The sequence below is a fragment of the uncultured Collinsella sp. genome (assembly GCF_959026545.1).
GTDB lineage: Bacteria > Actinomycetota > Coriobacteriia > Coriobacteriales > Coriobacteriaceae > Collinsella.
Map to the genome: position 1 here is coordinate 166,660 of NZ_CAUFLV010000001.1, position 17,660 is coordinate 184,319.

A 17,660-nucleotide genomic window follows, 5' to 3' on the forward strand; every position below is an offset into this window, starting at 1 on the left:
AATAAACGGATGTTCATTATTTTGTCCGACTTGCTATTTGATGGTGCACGTTTACCACCTCCGACGCCCTCGCTGCAACGAATCAACCCGTTTGAAGCCACCGCCGTGGGCATCTACCCCGAGAACCGGGCAATAGCGGCAAGAGACTGGGTATTGAACACCTTTTCAACCGCAACCTCATACTCATTGATCTTCCGGACCTTCCGCACCGTGCGATGCACCGCCATGGGGTCGGCAAAGGCGCACTTGGCGTAGAACCACCACTCCTTCATGCGGAAGACCGCGTTGCCGCCGATCTCGTCGACGTATGCATGGAACAGCTTGTCGTGGAACTGTCTGAGTTCGTCCGCGCTCGCAGCCAGGCCGCCGGCGAGCATGCGCGCGAGGGCCGGATTGGCGAGCAACCCGCGTCCGAGCATCACATGACGGGTCCGCGGGTGCGCTTCCGCGAGCGCATCCATGTCCCCCGTGCCAAAGATGTCGCCGTTGTAGGCCACCGGGAAGGGCGCGCGCTCGAGCGTTTTGCCATACGGCTCCCAGCGAGGTTTGCCCTGGTAGCGATCGGCCTGCACGCGCGGGTGCACGATGAGCTCCGCGAGCGGCAGGCTGCAATACAGCTCGAGGATGCGCCCGTACTCGGAGTCGTCCTCCAGGCCGAGGCGCGTCTTGACCGAGACGGGCAGGGCCGAGCGCTCGCACACATCGCACAGGAACGCCTCGAGGGCTTCCGGGTCGCGCAGGAAGCCGGAGCCCTTGCCCTTGGAGACGACCGTGCCGGACGGGCACCCGAGGTTGAGGTTGACCTCCGTGTAGCCCAAATCGGCGAGCAACTGCGCCGCCCACACGAACTCGTCGGCGTTCTTGGTGAGCAGCTGCGGAACGACGTTCAGGCCCTGGTTGTTGGCCGGGTCGATCTCCTTGAGGTTCTTGCCGCCGAAGGGGGACCCCACGCGCGGCGGCGGGAGGAAGGGCGTGTAGTAGCGGTCGAGCGCGCCGAAGCACTCGGCGTGCACCCGCCGGAACGCATGCCCGGTGATCCCCTCCATGGGGGCGAGCGAGTACAGCATCTATCTATCCTCCCAAGGCGTGATGACGAGCTTGAGGCAGCCGTCCTCGTGCGCCTCGAACGCGCGGTACGCCTCCACGATGTCGTTGAGCGGGTAGCGGCCGGAAATGAGGCAGCTCGTGTCGATGCGGCCCTCCTGCACCAGGCGCATGGTCTCGCGCAAGTTGCAGGCGTCGACGCCGCCGGTCTTGAAGACGAGGTTCTTGCCGTACATCTCGTGCAACGGCAGGGTCTGGGCGCCCTCGTACATGGCGGAGAGCACCACCACGCCGTGCGGGCGGGCGATGCGCCAGGCCATCTCGAAGGTGTTGGAACCGCCGGCGGCCTCGATCACGCTGTCGGCGCCGTGGCTGTGAGAGAGCTCGCGCACGGCGGCCTCGACGGCGGCGAGATCCATGTCGCTCGCGTCGATCACGGCGTCCGCAAGGCCGCACTCACGGGCGAGGGCGAGGCGGGCGGGGTCGATGTCGATCGCGACGATGCAGGCGGGGTCGAACAGGCGGGCGCACATCATGGTGGTAAGGCCGACCGGGCCGGCGCCGATCACGGCGACCGTGAAGCCGGGCTCGATCTCGGCGATCTTTGCACCCCAGTGACCCGTGGCCACAATGTCGCCCAGGAAGAGGGCGTCCTCGTCGGTCACGTCCGCGGGGATGGGCGCGCACGTATGGTCCGCATGCGCCACGCGCACGAGCTCGGCCTGGCAACCGTCCTCGCAGCAACCGAGCTCCCAACCGCCTTCCACGCAGTTGTTGACCCAGCCGCGCTCGCAGTAGAAGCACTCGCCGCAGAAGGTCTCGCAGCTCACGGCCACGCGGTCACCGGGCTTGAGGGCGCGCACGCCCTCCCCCACCTGCTCGACAACGCCCACGAACTCGTGGCCGAGCACTGTATTGGGCATGGCGCGCGGCACGGCGCCGTGAATGATGTGCAGGTCGCTCGTGCAGATGGTCGAGCGCGTGACGCGGACAATTGCGTCGGTTGGGGATTGCAGCTGCGGCTCGGGGCGATCCTCGAGCGCGATATGTCCGCTGCCGTCGTGTACCAGGGCTTTCATGAGACATCCCTTCGAATGCTCGCGTTGCATAAGCTCGTCGATGCGCTCGGCGGTCTCGCGGTGGTCGTAAGTCGGCGGGTCGCACTCCTCGCCCTGAGCGAGCACGTACGTCGAGTTCTTGAGCTCGATGGAAACAAGGCGGTCCTTTTCGTTCTCCAGCCGCTTGATGAGCTTCGCAGCGCTTGCCGAGGTGAATGTCTTTGTCTCCAAGAGCGTGCCCCTTTCGCCGAATATTGCCTGCGAGCAGGTGTTTTTCACAGCACCATTGTAGTGCGCGGGACGATGGGGTCAAAGGTGCGGAGCCTTGCGGCGGGCGCCCTGAATCCGAACCGAGCACTTACTCGACCTCGACTCCCTTGTTTACCACCACGTCGAGCCCCACAACAAAGCCGACGGCGAGGCCCGCAGCATCTCTCGCTCGCCCGCATCTAACGGCCAGTGTATAAAGGCGTCCCATTCTCCATCGTAAGCTCGCTCCTTATAATTGAGAGAGCAACTATGGGAAGGGGCGCCGGCCATGGGCTCAGATGATTCTTTGGCTAAAACAGAAACACGGGAAATCTTGTCCGCAGCAAATCACTCTCCCCTAGCGCTTTTGGGTGAGGCAGTGCGGGAGAACAGCGATAGGGCAGATAACGCCGTCGCTGACATCGTAAAATCCATAAAGCGGCAAGCACCCGAGGCAGTTCAGCTTCACCAAGCAAATCAAAAAGGTTTTCGCCTTGTCGTCGACGCCTCCGACGACATGCTTCAGGCCATTGACCGTGGCGACATAAAGCTAACAACTGACAAACTGGGTAACACCTACGCTCAAATCAAACAGACAAGCGGCGAATTCGGCAAGAAGCTACCAATCAAAAAAGAGGAGTTCTCCCAAGGAATCGACCCCATACAGGCGGCCAACGCCATGCAGATGAAGGCCCTGCAAGAACAACTAGACGAAATCTCCGGACAGATTACCGTAATCGACGGAAGGGTTAAAGAAGTGCTGCGAGGGCAGCAAAATGACCGAATCGGCCTCTTCAACAGTGGCATGGCTCTTTACCTGGAAGCAAGGGAGATATCTGACGAAAACTTACGTAAACTGCTGACAGCTCAATCTTTGCGTGCGCTATCAGATGCCGCAGCTCAACTCGATCTTGAATTGCAGGAAAACGTATCCTATCTCGCCAATGGCGAGTACGAAAAATCGAAGGGGAAGCGCACCCAACTGATTGATGAAAAGATGGCCTCGATTAACCGTTGCTTCCCCGTTCTTCACCAGGCTTATATTGCCCGCGCCGCAATATATTGCGAACAAGGCGAGATTAAGGCTATGGCCTCCGCACTCGAATCCTACTCCCACCTCATTAATAAGACTATCGGCTCGAACGCAGGTCTGCTTGCCGAGTTCGACACCTCGGATAACGGCACCGCGCAAGGCGTCTGGCGGTCGAGAGCCACCTTACAACTTGATGTGTCTGCACTCAGCAAAGCCCTTTCAGCCCCCGAAAAAACCTTCTACCTTGAAGCCGTAACAACCGATAAGGAGTCCGCGAATGAACTCAGCTAAAGGGTGCCCGAACAGCGAATGCGCCGCGCACAAGAAGAAAACTCTGTTTAAAAGCTCGATAAACTACTGCCCCGAATGTGGAACGAAACTTGCCGCAGTCTGCAAGATTAAGGGTTGCTACACATTCCTCAACGACGATTCGAAGAAACTCTGTGCACGATGCGATGCAAAAAGGGCGGATAGAATCGATAAAACAAAGAAAGTTGGCGCTGCAGCGGGCGGCGCCATCGTTACAGCCGTCGGCATTATCGCCACCGCAGGCGAAGACGTCCTCCAACTCGCCTCGAAAATCAAAAAGAACTGACGCATCCTCCACCCGTATATGGCAACTGATGTAGACAGGCAAGACGAGAGCGAAAGCGAGCCCCCATGAAATACAACCTGGACACACTGAAGAAAGTTGAGCTCCGCGATGTGTGGCCCCACGAGGCGCTCGACTTCACCAAATGGCTCTCCGAGGAGTCAAACCTCGCCATGCTAAGCTCGGCTGTCGGCATTGAATTTGAGCTCATAGAAACCGAGTCATCCGTAGGCTCGTTCAATGTGGATATCTATGCACAGGAAGTCGGAACCGGTCGCAAGGCAATCATCGAAAACCAGCTCGAGGACACCAATCATGATCATCTGGGAAAGGTGATTACCTACGCTGCAGGTAAGGGCGCCGAGATTGTCGTGTGGGTGGTAGCGCATGCCCGCGATGAACATCGTCAGGCGATTGAATGGCTCAATCAACACACTGACAGCAGTTTTGGCTTTTTCCTGGTCGAAATTGAGCTGTGGTCCATCGGCGACTCGTTGCCGGCACCGCGCTTCAGCGTAGTCGAACAGCCCAACGAGTGGACAAAGACCATCAAGCTCAGCGAGGGTCTCTCCGAAACCGAGCGCGTCAAGCTCTCGTATTGGACCAAGTACCGCGAAATCGCCAAGTCGACACCCGAGTTCCTCAAAGTGTTCAATCCGCAAAAGCCCTCTAAAGACCACTGGACCACGCTTCGATGCGGCACTTCGGCTTACCACATTGCGCTCTTGATAGACACTCAGCATGGTCGAACCGGAATAGAGTTCTACGTACCCGACGATAAGGAAATCGGCCACAAGGCCATAGGCAACGCCGTTTTATTTGAAAGGTGCCTGGGCCTTACGGCCACGCCTTTCGACGCCAAAAAAGCATCGGGACTTCGCTTCTACAAGGACGGATGCAAGATCAAAGGCAACGAAGGCGCATGGCCAGGGTTCATATCACAGCAGCTCGAATGGGCCCTAGCCATGAAACAAATTATCGCCGAACTTGGTCTGTAAGAGTCAGCGTCCCCATCCCAGTCCGTCATTACGTCGAGCTCTACAACAAGGCCGATGACGAGACCCGCGCATTCTCCCGCTCGCCCGCATCGTTGAGCTTTTTCGTACTCGATTTCGGTTTTGCCGAGTAGCGCCGACTTTTCGTGGATAAAACACCAGGTCACAGAATTGGCGTTTATCCGCGTACTCGGCGTTTTCGAAATCGAGTACGAAAAACCTCAACCAATCAAATCCAAGGGGGCAATTTCCTGCTCAACCGAGCGCAATCCCACACGATACGCACGACAAACAGGGCTTTCGCGGGCGCATTCCGGATCGTCCGCCACGCAAGCGCTCCGTCCGCAGGCGCATTCCGCCTTGCTCGCCACGCGAACACCCCGCCCGCGGGCAAATCCCGCTCCATCCGCCGCACGCCCATGCCTCCGCACACGCCCACACGACATGTGCCTGAATATACAAACACATGTTCGATGGATTTAGCTTGGACGGTACCGCATACGACCCGCGCTATGTTACGGTATTCATTTACATGGCTGCAAAGACGCAGAAGGAAACCACCGAGAGAGCGAGCATGGCAAAGAACACCGCAAACTATGGCAACGACAGCATCCGTCAGCTCAAGGACGAGGAGCGCGTACGCCTGCGCCCCGCCGTCATCTTCGGCTCGGACGGGCTCGACGGCTGCGCGCACGCCGCCTTCGAGATCCTGTCCAATGCAGTCGACGAGGCGCGCCAGGGCTACGGCAACCTGATCACCCTCACTGCCTTCCGCGACGGCTCCATCCAGGTCGAGGATAACGGCCGCGGCTGCCCGCTCGATTGGAACCCCTCCGAGAAGCGCTTCAACTGGGAGCTCGTCTTCTGCGAGCTCTACGCCGGCGGCAAGTACAGCAACAACGAGGGCGGCGACTACGACTTCTCGCTCGGCACCAACGGCCTGGGCTCCTGCGCAACCCAATACGCTTCCGAGTACATGGACGTTACCGTCTGGCGCGACGGCAACAAGTACTCCCTGCACTTTAAGAAGGGCAAAGTCGTCGGCGCCAAGAAGAAGGCGCTCGAGATTGAGCCCAGCGACGAGAACCGCACCGGCACCACCATCAAGTGGCGCCCGGACCTGGAGGTCTTCACCTCGATCAGCATTCCCCACGATTGGTATCGCGAGACTATGCGCCGCCAGGCCGTGGTCAACGCCAACGTGACCTTCCGCCTGCGCATCGAGGGCGACGACGGCGAGTTCATCGAAGAGGACTTCTGCTACCCCAAGGGCATTGAGGACTACGTGCTCGAGAAGGTCGGCGCCGACTACCTCACCGAGCCCTTCTTCATCGAGGCGGAACGCCGCGGCCGCGACCGCGAGGACCTGCCCGACTACAACGTCAAGATCACGGCCTGCCTGTGCTTCTCGCGCACCTTCCAGATGCAGGAGTACTACCACAACTCCTCGTGGCTGGAGAACGGCGGCTCGCCCGAGAAAGCTGCCCGCAGCGCGCTTACCAGCGCGATCGACGCCTACATCAAGCAACAGGGCAAGTACAACAAAAACGAGAGCGGCATTAAGTGGCAGGACGTCCAGGACTGCTTGGTGCTGGTGACCAACTGCTTCTCCACCCAGACGTCGTACGAGAACCAAACCAAGAAGGCCATCAATAACCGCTTCATCCAGCAGGCCATGACGGCGTTCCTCAAGGAGCGCCTGGCAACCTACTTGATTGAGAACAAAGACGCCGCCAACAAGATCATGGAGCAGGTGCTCATCAACAAGCGCTCGCGCGAGAACGCCGAGAAGACCCGTCAGAGCATCAAGACCAACCTGCAGCAGAAGACCGACATGGCCAACCGCGTGCAGAAGTTCATCGATTGCCGCTCCAAGGACAAGACCCGCCGCGAGGTCTACATCGTGGAGGGCGACTCGGCGGCGGGCGCCATCCGCACCTCGCGCGATGCCGAGTTCCAGGGCGTTATGCCCGTCCGCGGCAAGATCCTCAACTGCCTGAAGGAGGACTACCCCCGCATCTTCAAGTCCGACGTCATCATGGACCTCATGCGCGTGCTGGGCTGCGGCGTAGAGATCAGGGACAAGCGTATCAAGAACCTGGGCGCCTTTGACCTGGACAACCTCAACTGGAGCAAGGTCATCATCTGTACGGACGCCGACGTGGACGGCTACCACATCCGCACGCTCATCCTGACGATGCTCTACCGCCTGGTGCCCACGCTCATCGACGAGGGCTACGTCTACATCGCCGAGTCGCCGCTCTACGAGATCAACTGCAAGGAAAAGACCTACTTCGCCTACACCGAGCTCGAGAAGAACGCCATCCTGGCCGAGATCGGCGACCAGAAATGCTCCATCAACCGCTCCAAGGGTCTTGGTGAGAACGATCCTGACATGATGTGGCTCACCACCATGAACCCCGAGACGCGCCGCCTGATCAAGGTGGAACCCGAGGACGTGGCCAAGATGGAATCCATGTTCAACCTGCTGCTGGGCAACGACGAGGCCGGCCGCAAGCGCCATATCGCCGAGCACGGCAAGGAGTATCTCGACCAGCTGGACCTGCAGTAAGAGCGGCCCCAAAGAAAGCATCAAGAGGTCATCGTGGCAAAGAAGAAAACCAACACCCCAAGCAAGAAGAAGCAGGTCAACACCGATAACGTCATCGGCCTGCACTCGGAGGTCACGGCGCAGCCCATCACGGAGACGCTCGAGACCAACTACATGCCGTATGCCATGAGCACCAACGTCTCGCGCGCGTTCCCCGAGATCGACGGCTTCAAGCCCTCGCACCGCAAGCTGCTGTACACCATGTACAAGATGGGCTTGCTCAAGGGCGAGCGCCAGAAGAGCGCCAACATCGTGGGCCAGACCATGAAGCTCAACCCGCACGGCGACGCCGCCATCTACGAGACGATGGTGCGCCTCGCCACGGGCAACGAGGCGCTGCTCGCGCCGTTCGTGGAGTCCAAGGGCAACTTCGGCAAGTACTACTCGGGCGACTTGACCTACGCCGCCTCGCGTTACACCGAGGCCAAGCTCTCCCCCATCTGCGCCGAGATCTTCAAGGACATCGACAAGGACCCGGTCGACTTCGTCGACAGCTACGACGGCGCCATGAAGGAGCCGCGCCTGCTGCCCACCACGTTCCCCAACATCCTTGTCTCGGCCAACAAGGGCATCGGCGTGGCCATGGCATCCGACATCTGCGGCTTCAACCTCAACGAGGTGTGCACCGCCACCATGCACTTCCTCGAGGACCCCAGCTGCGACCTGCTCGAGTACATGCCCATGCCCGATTTCTCCACCGGCGGCGAGATCATCTACCGCCGCGAGGAGATGGAGCGCATCATCGAGACGGGCCTGGGCAGCTTCCAGATCCGCTCGCGCTGGCGCTGGGTCCCCGAAGAGCGCATCATCGAGGTCTACGAGATCCCCTACACCACCAAAACCGACGTGATCATCGACCGTATCGTCAAGCTCTCCAAGGAGGGCAAGGTGCGTGAGATTGCCGACATCCGCGACGAGACCGACCTCTCCGGCCTGCGCATCGCCATCGACCTCAAGCGCGGCGTGGACCCCGAGAAGCTCATGGCCAAGCTCTACCGCACCACCACGCTGCAGGACTCGTTCTCCTGCAACTTCAACGTCCTGGTGGACGGCTACCCCCGCGTTATGGGCGTACGCCAGATCCTGCATGAGTGGGTTGCGTGGCGCATCCAGTCCACGCGCCGCCGCGTGAGCTTCGATTTGGGCAAGAAGTCCGAGCGCCTGCACCTGCTGCACGGCCTCGAGGCCATCCTGCTCGATATCGACAAGGCCATCGCCATCATCCGCGGTACCAAACTCGAGGCCGAGGTCGTCCCCAACCTGATGAGCGGCTTCGACATCGACGAGACCCAGGCGGAGTTCGTCGCCGAGCTCAAGCTGCGCAACATCAACGAGGAATACATCCTCAACCGCACCAAGGACATCGCCAAGCTCGAGGCCGAGATCGCCGCGCTCGAGGAGATCCTCTCGAGCGAGGAGAATATCAAGAAGGTCATTCGCGACGAACTGGCCGCGGTCAACAAGAAGTACGTCATGCCGCGCCGCACGGGCCGCATCGAGCCGTCCGACGTCATCGAGGTGAGCCTGGAGCCCGAGGTCGAGGAGTACCCGGTCACCATCATGCTCTCGCGCGAGGGTTACCTCAAGAAGATGACGGACCGCGTTCTACGGAAGGCCGCGGAGCTCAAGTACAAGGACGGCGACGAGCCCTTCATCGAGTTCCCGTCCGCCAACACGCACGAGCTGCTGGTCTTCACCAACAAGAGCCAGGTGTATAAGTGCAAGGTCGCGGCGTTCGAGGACACCAAGTCCGCGCAGCTGGGGTCGTATCTGGCCACGGACCTCGAGATGGACCCCGACGAGAGCGTGATCTGGGTCATCGACCCCGAGGACTACAAGGCCGACGTGCTGTTCGTCTTTGAGAACGGGCGCGCGGTGCGCGTGTCGCTGGCCGGGTACGTCACCAAGACCAACCGCAAGCGCCTCAAGAACGCCATCTACGGCGGGTCCAAGCTGCTGTACGCCCAGGTGCTCAAGGAGGATCGCGACATCGCTCTGGTCTCGAGCGACTACCGTCTGATGAACTTCAACACTTCGCTACTCAAGACCAAGACGACCACCAGCACGCAGGGCGTCCAGGCGTTCACCGCCAAGAAGGGTCGCGCCATCACTACCGTGAGCACGGTCGAGGAGGTGCTGGGCGCCGGCGTCTCCGCGGAGAAGTTCACCGCTCAGAGCCTTCCTTGTGCCGGAGCTCTCATGAAGGAAGACGACATGCCGAGCTTGTTCGACTAGGGGCGGCGCTGGGCATGAAATGCTTGCGGCGCACGGGCGCACGGGAATACGCTACACCCTGCGGTACCGCGTCCCCCTGCCAGCGCCCTCCCTCGTAACGAGGCCGCGCGACGCGAGGGCGTTCAGAATGCGTGTGGTCTTGTCTTTGCTGAAGCCGCTCCGGAGACCGATCTCCGCGCGGGTCATCAGGATACTCCGGCTCATTTCGTCCATGAGCTTGCGCTCATCAAGGGTCACCCCCTCAGGTCGCGCTGCCTCGAAGGGCAAGGTCACCGCGATGGAGTTCTCGCGGATGTCGAAGGCGGGCTTAACCGCCAGTTCTTCATACGCCTCGTTGATGCGCGCGATGCCTGTCCCAAACTGCTCGATGTAATCGAGTCGGAAGAATATGTTGGCCACGACGGGATTCCTCGGGATCGAGACGCCACCCCCTAGATACTCCTCCTCGGTCACGCCGCTGGGGAGGCCGCCCGGCGAAACAACGGTAACCCGGTCGTCGTAGATTGAGACGGTGACGTTGGCAGGGACATCCCATACGCGATGGACGAGCGCGTTCGCCACCGTCTCTCGAAACGCCTCGAACGGGACGCGCTCCACCCTTTCCCTGGCAGCGCTCGAAACCGTCTCGTACACGAGATAACGCTCGTACATCTCAAGTGCCGCGTCGTATTGCTCGAGAGCCGAGCGGCCCTCGACGGCCTTGCGGTCGAGCAGCTCGCTAATGCCCGAGCCGAACTTCACGGCATCAATGCCCGGGAGGCCGTTGTCATCGGCGAGGATCTCCCCGGCAATGGTGTACGCCCCGTCTATCCCGAGGAGCCCGAGAGTCCGAAGGGAGTTGTCATCGAAGGCGGTCAGCCCGAGATGCCTCATGAAGCGCTCCGCCAAAAGCGAGAACGACAAATCGGTGCGGGAGGACCGGAGTTCGTCAAAACTGAGGTTCTGCCCCGCGAGGACCAGCCTGCCGAGCTCGATTCTATCAACCTCGATAGTCGCTGAATCCGCCCTTCGGTAGGCCCTCCGGTTGCAGTAGTACGGCTTCGACTTCCCCTCGTTCACGGTTAGGCAGATGGCCTTGTTGGCCTCATCGATGTTAAGGGTGTAGCGCGGAACGGGGTCGAGCGAGTCGTTGATCATGTTCTCGATTCGAAGCGCATCCGCCGACGGATCTGCGAGGCCGACCGTCGCACCCGAGTCGTCAACCCCAAACAAGATGCGACCTGTGCCGTAGTTTGCGAAGGCGCTTACGGTCTTGAGGAACGTCTTGGTGACCGATTCTTTGAATTCAAGGGTCCTGGTTTCTCGCATGGGCTCTCCCCTTCGCCTGAATGATAATGCATCGAAGCTGTTTTCGTTGCATATTATAATGCAACGATACACCATTCGTTGCATTATGACTTACACCGACCCTGGCCCATTCATTTCTTTTGGCGAACTGAAGGGAGCGCGCGAGAATTCTTACCTCCTTTTTCAGGCCCAGCGCCTACAAAGATTGCCCAGAGGTTGCCAGAAAAGAAAACCCCCGACCTCTCCGCAGGTCAGGGGTTTGGACGGTGCTGTTTCTCGCTACTCCCACTCAGTAACAGGAGCCACTGGTCAAAAGCTCATTAACTTCAACACGAGTTCTCGGCCTGCCGATTCCAAGTGAATCAATGGTCCTCTTTTAATTCACGTCACTCATGTACCGAGAAGCAAAGAAATCCGGCCGCCGCTCAAATTAGGTCGCCATTATCTTTCATAAACGACACCATGTTAAGATGTCTGACGCCATCTCTCTCCTGCAGCAGGGGATCAAGCGTGAAAAGGTATCGCGGATACCCGTCCCTGATGTAGCCGAATGGCCTGTACTCACGCTCTTCCACGTTCCTATCGGCAATTGTCATCGAAACCTGGATGTAGGCATAGGCGTTGCGCCTGCGGGCGATGAAGTCGCACTCCAGCTTCCCGATGCGGCCTACGGATAGCTTATATCCCCTCGAGCGGAGATAGATGTACAAGGCGTTTTCCAACGAGGGCCCGTAATTCAACCGGACATCGATGTTGCGCGCAAAATAGATACCCGGATCCGCAAGGTAGTACTTCTCCTCGCCACGCAACGATTTGCGGGACTTAAGGTCGAATCTCTCGCATCTGTAGAGCACCTTGGCGTCAACGAGCATCTGGATGTAGGAGGCGATCGTCCGCCGCTCGACGGCAATGCGCTCCGTCTTAGTGAAATAGTCATGAAGGTTGGTGAGGCTCGTTGGCGCACCATAGTTGTTGATGACGTAGGTCATGACACGGTTGAACGTATCAATGTTCCGGATCTTGTTGCGAGACCTGATGTCCTTGTCGACGATCTGCCCAACGACATCCTCGATGTAGCGAGCCTTTGCCTCGGGATCTTCGTATTCCAGAGACCGAGGAAACCCGCCATAGCGTAGATATTCGTCAAATTCGATTCGCGCGTCACCGACCGCCTTGCCCATGAACCTCTTCATATCGAGGAACTCGGAAAAGGACAGGGTGAACATCTCGAACTCCACGTATCGGCCCGTGAGCTTGGTCATCAGCTCGCCAGACAGCAGATACGAGTTGGAGCCTGTGATGAATATCGAGAAGCCGCCATCCGAGTTGTAGGCGTTCACGACCTCCTCGTAGTCTCGGACGTTCTGCACCTCATCGATGAAGAGGTATTTGAAGTCGTTGTCAGCCAGAAGCGACTCGATTTTTTTCTCCAGCTGCTCAGGCGTCTTAATCGAGCGGTTTCCGCGCTTATCAAGATCGAGGTAGATGATGTCCTTATCTTCGACGCCGCGATTTCTTAGTTCTTCGGCAATCGTTGCCATGAGGCACGATTTGCCGCAGCGACGAATACCTGTGATTACCTTGATTAGATCGTCATCGTAGAACGGTCGAATCTTTTTCAGATATTGCTCGCGATGGTACAGTTTCATGTAAACCGCCTCCTCTGCCTAGTTTATCAGAGGAGGCGATAATCGTCAGTTAAGACACTAATATTTTTGATTTTTCAGAAGTTGGTTCCTTAAACCTTATTCCCACTCGATTGTCGCGGGCGGCTTGGACGTGATGTCGTAGCACACGCGGTTGGCACCGGGAACCTCGGCCACGATGCGGCCGGAGATGCGGGCCAGGACGTCGTAGGGCAGCTTGGCCCAGTCGGCGGTCATGGCGTCACTGGACTCGACGGCACGCAGGATGATCGGACGCTGATAGGTGCGCTCGTCGCCCATAACGCCGACGGACTTGATGTCGGGCAGGACGGCGAAGTACTGCCAGCAGGAGTGCTCACTGTTGCGCTCGCCGGTCTGCTCGAACAGGCGCGCGTTGTACTCGTCCAGCTCCTCGCGCACGATGGCGTCGGCGTTCTTCAGGATCTCGAGCTTCTCGGGGCTCACCGCGCCGATGATGCGAATCGCCAGGCCGGGGCCCGGGAACGGCTGACGGTGCACGATGTGCTCGGGCAGGCCCAGCGCCAGGCCCAGTTCGCGCACCTCGTCCTTGAAAAAGTGGTCGAGCGGCTCGATGAGATCGAAGTGCACGCCCTCGGGGAACGGGATGAGGTTGTGGTGGCTCTTGATGGTGGCCGTCTTGCCGCCGGTCTTGCGGGCGCCGCTCTCGATGATGTCGGGGTAGATGGTGCCCTGCGCCAGGTACTTCACCGGGCGGCCGTCGGTCTCCAGATCCTTCGCCACGGCGAAGAACTCGTTCCAGAACTGCGTGCCGATGATGCGACGCTTCTCCTCGGGATCGGTCACGCCATCGAGCAGCGCGGCGTAGCGCGCCTCCGCGTGCACGTGCACGAAGTCGACGTCGAACTGCTTGGTGAAGACCTCCTCCACCTGCTCCGGCTCGCCCTTGCGCAGCAGACCATGGTTGATGAACACGCAGGTCATCTGGCGGCCGACGGCGCGGGCGCCCAAGGCCGCGACCACGGAGGAGTCGACGCCGCCGGACAGCGCCAGGATCACGCGGTCCTCGCCAACGGCGGCGCGGAACTCGCCCACCATGGTCTCGACCAGGTTGTCCATGGTCCAGCTGGCCTCAAGCCCGCAGATGTCGAACAGGAAGTTACGGAGCAGCTGCTGGCCGTGCTCGGTGTGCTTGACCTCGGGGTGGAACTGCGTGGTGTAGATGCGGCGCTCGGCGTCCTCCATGGCGGCAACCGGGCACACGGAGGTGCTCGCGGTCACGGCGAACCCCTCGGGCACGCGGGAGACGGCGTCGCGGTGGCTCATCCACACGGTCTGCTCAAGCGGCGTGGCGTTGAAGAGCTTGCTCTCGCGGTCGCGCTCGATGGTGGCGGGGCCGTACTCGCCGATCTCGGAGTGGCCTACCTCGCCGCCGAGCGTGACGGCGGTCACCTGGTGGCCGTAGCAGAAGCCCAGAATGGGCAGGCCGAGGTCATAGATTGCGGGATCGACCGTGGGCGCGTCCTCCGCGTACACGGACGCGGGGCCGCCAGACAGAATCAGCGCCGCGGGCGCCATCTCGCGCACCTCTTCGGCCGTGATGTCGCACGGGACGATCTCGGAATATACATGCAGGTCGCGTACGCGACGGGCGATGAGCTGCGCATACTGCGCGCCGAAGTCGAAGACCAGCACCTTCTGCGCGGCCCGCTCGGATGCATTCTGGGTCATGAACCCTCCCAACCGTGCCGCCATAATCGACGGCGAGACGTGTTAGCCAATTGGTACATCATACTCGCCAAGCTGCGCGTGCGCAGAATCCTTACATGGTTTTTAGCCACATTGTGCCGATGTGACTCGTGAAACCTCCTCGAGTCATCCGCGAACGCATCTCTCGCAGCAGTCGGCATCCACTACAATGTCCGAGTCGTCGTAACCCGCCATGTTGAGGAGGCCCACGCGTGAAACGCATTCTTTTGATTGCCACGGGCGGCACGATCGCCTCGGCCGAGGAAGGCAATGGTCTCTCCCCCGCTCTCTCTGGTGAGGAACTCGCACGCAGCGTGCCCCAAATCGAAGGCCTCTACGAGCTTGACATCGTGCAGCCCATGAACATCGACAGCACCAACATGCGCCCGGCCGACTGGCTGCGCATCGCCCAGGTCATCCGCGAGGGCTACGACGACCACGACGGCTTTGTGGTCATGCACGGCACCGATACCATGGCATACACCGCGGCGGCGCTCTCCTACCTTATCCAGGACAGCCCCAAGCCCATCGTCCTCACCGGATCGCAGCAGCCCATGGGCAATCCCTTTACCGACGCCAAGATCAACTTGTACCAGAGCCTCGTGTACGCGGCAGACGACCGCTCGCGCGACGTCTCCATCGTCTTTGGCGGCTATGCCATCGCCGGCACGCGCGCCCGCAAGCAGCGCACCATGAGCTTCAACGCCTTTGCCAGCGTGAATTACCCCGTGCTCGCCTATTTGCGCCAGAACAAGATTATCCGCAGCGGTTCCGTTGCCGTGGCCGCAGGTCTTGCCGAAGGCGAAGTCGCCGCATCCATGGGCACCGCCTCGGTGGGTGCCGGCGCGTCAATTGGCCAGTGCCTCGCAAGCGGAGATAGCCCCCGCTTCTACACTCACGTTGACAACCGCGTGTGCGTCCTCAAGCTCACTCCGGGTCTTACCCCGCACATGTTTGAGCTGCTCAAACCCGATTGCGATGCCATCATCCTCGAAACTTTCGGCATGGGGGGCGTGCCCGAACTCGGCGCCGACAACTCATCGTTCCAAGAGGCGATCTTTGACTGGGTCGACTCGGGGCGCACCATCGTCATGACAACCCAAGTGCCCGAAGAAGGCCTTGACCTTGGTGTATACGAGGTCGGTCGTGCGTATGCCGAACACCCCGGGGTCCTCAAGGGCGGAGACATGACCACCGAGGCACTTGTGGCAAAAACCATGTGGGCCCTTGGACAAACGCGCGAGCCCAAAGAGCTGCAGCGCCTGTTCTACACCCCCATCAACCACGATCGCGTGGACGAGTGGTAGGCACTCTGCGATTCGAGACCAGCGTGCACGCCGCATCAATCGCCCGCACAAGGCCGTCGGCCTCGCGCGCGGAAAACCTGAGGCCGGCAACTGCCAAAGCGTCATAACCTGCCCCCTCCAGGGCAATGGGGGCACCCGCTGCCATGAGCAGGTCGCGATCGATGGGGCTGGTACCGACTGCCACCACGTCTTCCAGGCCCATACCCCATCCTTGAAGCACCGTCGTCAGTGCCTCCACCCGCGCCGCTCGGCGCGTCAAGGGCGGACCCGGCATAAGCCTTGAATCGCGGGGGACCGCTATGGACACTCCGTCAACCCCGTCGAATTCCTTCGCTGCTTGCCTTCCATACAGCTCGGTGAACACGACGATTTTGAACCCCGCAACAGCGGCGCGCGCGATTGCATCGCGCTCGGAGGCCGTGAACCCCCTCGCGCCGGTGCCAATAGCCAGCGCTTTGGGCACGCGCACAAATTTCCCACCATGCAACACGGTCAACGACAGCTTTTGCCTCATTGGGATCCCTGCACCTCCCCTGCGCCCTCAATCAAGCCCAGACGTAAACTGTACTTTACATCTTATCCATCAGCTCCGCATCGCTTTGCGAGCGGCGCTCAACTCCAAGCACTTTAGAGATAGAATTTCCGCGACTCCACAATATGGATTCCAACCACAACAACAGGTGAGCGCCTTGAGTAACGACAACAACATGCGGCAGAAGTACATCGACAGACATCGGCGGCGCCACGGCGATCGCCCTGCGCTGCAACGCGCCTGGAGGGGTGTGCAGAAATTCGTTTGCCGCACCTTCAATATCCGCGAAGGACGCGCGCCCTACCATGTGATCCGCAAGCGCTTTGTCAACGGGGCCCGACTCACCGGCACGCACCTGTGCATCCTCATCGTCGCCATGGTCATTGCCTGCATTGGCTTGGACACCGACTCCGACATCGCCATCGTGGGCGCCATGCTCATCTGCCCGCTCATGGGGTCCGTGCTCGCCATCGCCTACGGTGTCGCTACGGTAGATCGGGCGCTTATGCGCGATGCCTTGGGCGGCCTCGTGCTCCAAATGGCCTTTTGCCTCATCACGTCGACCATCTATTTTGTGCTCTCACCTGCCGCGGGCATGACCCCCGCCCTCGTTGACAACTCGGGGCCCACTATATGGCATCTTATGCTCGCACTCGTAGGTGGCTTCGCGGGTGGCCTGGGCAACTCACGCGACCAAGAACCAGCAACCGTCATCTCGGGCGTCGCCGTGGCCACAGCCCTCATGCCTCCACTGTGCGCGGCGGGCTACGGACTCGCCGCTGCCAATGCCGGGGTCTTCCTTGGGGCACTGTATGAATTCGGCATCAACGTCGTCTTCATCGCACTCTCCGCCGCGCTCGTTTTGCTGTTGCTGCACACGCCACTCAAACGCGACCTCAACGACGACGGAGTGGTGACGGAAGCGGAAGACGAGCTCGTGCGCGCCGAGTCGCACAAGATTCGCTGGCGCATCATGCTGGGGACCGCTATCTTCGCCATCCCCTGTGTGATACTTACCGGCAACATGCTCGCCACCGCCGAGGAGCAGGCCGCCGGAGCCACCGATTACTACGGCGCCGCCGAGACCGCGCGCGAGCTCGCCGTGGTGTGCCCGGAGTTCAAGAACTACTCGATCGGCATGGAGGTGTCCGCCCAGGCGCAGGGCGGGGACGGTGTCGAGAAGCAAAACGGCACCAAGCAGCTCGTGGCTCGCGTCACGACGTCGGAGCCCCTTGCCAGCCGAGAGCGTACCATCGCTGAAGAGCTGATACGCCTGGACGCCCCCGACGTGGAGCGCGTCGAGTTCAGCGTGGGATAGGGTTTTCGACGCGGATAAGAAGCAA

Annotated in this window: 13 protein-coding genes; 7 read left to right on the top strand and 6 right to left on the bottom strand. The window is 60.3% G+C overall.

The genetic code is table 11. The annotated features are described in order from the left end of the window. Window positions 1-113: 113 nt before the first annotated feature. Both Q5Q88_RS00845 and Q5Q88_RS00850 read right to left on the bottom strand, forming a co-directional pair. The gene (locus tag Q5Q88_RS00845) at window positions 114-1,067 is read right to left on the bottom strand and encodes a tRNA-dihydrouridine synthase (RefSeq protein WP_302741220.1); all 954 of its coding nucleotides are present in this window, start codon (window positions 1,065-1,067) and stop codon (window positions 114-116) included. Beyond that, window positions 1,068-2,333: an alcohol dehydrogenase gene (locus tag Q5Q88_RS00850; RefSeq protein ID WP_302741221.1), complete on the bottom strand. Its 1,266-nt coding sequence runs from the start codon at window positions 2,331-2,333 to the stop codon at window positions 1,068-1,070. A 307-nt stretch (window positions 2,334-2,640) separates the two neighbouring features. Here Q5Q88_RS00850 and Q5Q88_RS00855 point away from each other — a divergent pair, with 307 nt between their 5' ends. From Q5Q88_RS00855 to Q5Q88_RS00875, 5 genes are all read left to right on the top strand, one after another. Continuing rightward, window positions 2,641-3,675, top strand: coding sequence for a hypothetical protein (locus Q5Q88_RS00855; protein WP_302741223.1), 1,035 nt, complete (start codon window positions 2,641-2,643; stop codon window positions 3,673-3,675). Further along, on the top strand, window positions 3,662-3,979 hold the full coding sequence (locus tag Q5Q88_RS00860; RefSeq protein ID WP_302741225.1) for a hypothetical protein: 318 nt from the start codon (window positions 3,662-3,664) through the stop codon (window positions 3,977-3,979). The genes Q5Q88_RS00855 and Q5Q88_RS00860 overlap by 14 nt, the downstream gene beginning before the upstream one ends. 65 nt (window positions 3,980-4,044) lie before the next feature. After that, window positions 4,045-4,974 carry a DUF4268 domain-containing protein gene (locus Q5Q88_RS00865; protein ID WP_302741227.1) on the top strand — a complete coding sequence of 310 codons (930 nt, stop codon included), beginning with the start codon at window positions 4,045-4,047 and terminating at the stop codon, window positions 4,972-4,974. A gap of 571 nt (window positions 4,975-5,545) precedes the next feature. After that, entirely contained in the window at window positions 5,546-7,543 is a 1,998-nt protein-coding gene (locus tag Q5Q88_RS00870; protein ID WP_302741229.1) for a type IIA DNA topoisomerase subunit B, read from the top strand. Between the two features lie 33 nt (window positions 7,544-7,576). After that, window positions 7,577-9,817 carry a DNA gyrase subunit A gene (locus tag Q5Q88_RS00875; protein WP_302741231.1) on the top strand — a complete coding sequence of 747 codons (2,241 nt, stop codon included), beginning with the start codon at window positions 7,577-7,579 and terminating at the stop codon, window positions 9,815-9,817. A 51-nt stretch (window positions 9,818-9,868) separates the two neighbouring features. Here the strand turns inward: Q5Q88_RS00875 and Q5Q88_RS00880 are convergent, their stop codons facing one another. The 3 genes from Q5Q88_RS00880 to guaA form a co-directional block, all read right to left on the bottom strand. Then, a complete protein-coding gene (locus tag Q5Q88_RS00880; RefSeq protein WP_302741233.1) occupies window positions 9,869-11,125 on the bottom strand; it encodes an ATP-binding protein in 1,257 nt (418 codons plus the stop codon). A 404-nt stretch (window positions 11,126-11,529) separates the two neighbouring features. After that, window positions 11,530-12,753 carry an ATP-binding protein gene (locus Q5Q88_RS00885; RefSeq protein WP_294121955.1) on the bottom strand — a complete coding sequence of 408 codons (1,224 nt, stop codon included), beginning with the start codon at window positions 12,751-12,753 and terminating at the stop codon, window positions 11,530-11,532. A 96-nt stretch (window positions 12,754-12,849) separates the two neighbouring features. Next, window positions 12,850-14,460, bottom strand: a complete 1,611-nt coding sequence (gene guaA / locus Q5Q88_RS00890) for a glutamine-hydrolyzing GMP synthase (protein WP_294121959.1) — start codon at window positions 14,458-14,460, stop codon at window positions 12,850-12,852. 230 nt (window positions 14,461-14,690) lie between these two features. Here guaA and Q5Q88_RS00895 point away from each other — a divergent pair, with 230 nt between their 5' ends. Next, the gene (locus tag Q5Q88_RS00895; RefSeq protein ID WP_302741236.1) at window positions 14,691-15,785 is read left to right on the top strand and encodes an asparaginase; all 1,095 of its coding nucleotides are present in this window, start codon (window positions 14,691-14,693) and stop codon (window positions 15,783-15,785) included. Here Q5Q88_RS00895 and Q5Q88_RS00900 read toward each other — a convergent pair. Continuing rightward, a complete protein-coding gene (locus Q5Q88_RS00900) occupies window positions 15,757-16,299 on the bottom strand; it encodes a hypothetical protein (RefSeq protein WP_302741237.1) in 543 nt (180 codons plus the stop codon). The genes Q5Q88_RS00895 and Q5Q88_RS00900 overlap by 29 nt on opposite strands. 268 nt (window positions 16,300-16,567) lie before the next feature. Here Q5Q88_RS00900 and Q5Q88_RS00905 point away from each other — a divergent pair, with 268 nt between their 5' ends. Beyond that, window positions 16,568-17,635, top strand: a complete 1,068-nt coding sequence (locus Q5Q88_RS00905) for a DUF389 domain-containing protein (RefSeq protein WP_302741238.1) — start codon at window positions 16,568-16,570, stop codon at window positions 17,633-17,635. Window positions 17,636-17,660: the final 25 nt, after the last annotated feature.